Source organism: Lacisediminihabitans profunda, from assembly GCF_008040105.1.
In the GTDB taxonomy this organism is placed as follows: domain Bacteria; phylum Actinomycetota; class Actinomycetes; order Actinomycetales; family Microbacteriaceae; genus Lacisediminihabitans; species Lacisediminihabitans profunda.
Window position 1 is genome coordinate 1 of record NZ_VRMG01000143.1, and the last position, 285, is coordinate 285.

Genomic DNA, 285 nt, shown 5'->3' on the forward strand with positions numbered 1-285 from the left:
GCCATCCGGGCGGCGGGTCTCGTTTCCTCCAGATGTGCGCTATCGCAACACCTACCTCACCTGGCTGGCCGAAAAACGCGACTGGTGTATCAGCCGCCAGTTGTGGTGGGGGCACCGCATTCCGATCTGGACGGCGCGCCTGAGTGGCCGGACTGTGGCCGATATCCTGGCTTGGCTTGAACCCCATCTCGGCCGCGAGGACCTGGCGGTACGCCTGCTGTACGCCGACGGGGCGAGCGAGCTGGTCCGGCCGGGAGCCGCCCGGCCCTGGACTGAGGACGAGCA

Annotated in this window: 1 protein-coding gene; it reads left to right on the forward strand. The window is 68.1% G+C overall.

Annotation, left to right across the window (positions count from 1 at the left end):
• Nucleotides 1–34: 34 nt before the first annotated feature.
• On the forward strand, nucleotides 35–285 hold a 251-nt coding region (locus FVP33_RS19315; protein ID WP_246142443.1), incomplete at its 3' end, for a class I tRNA ligase family protein.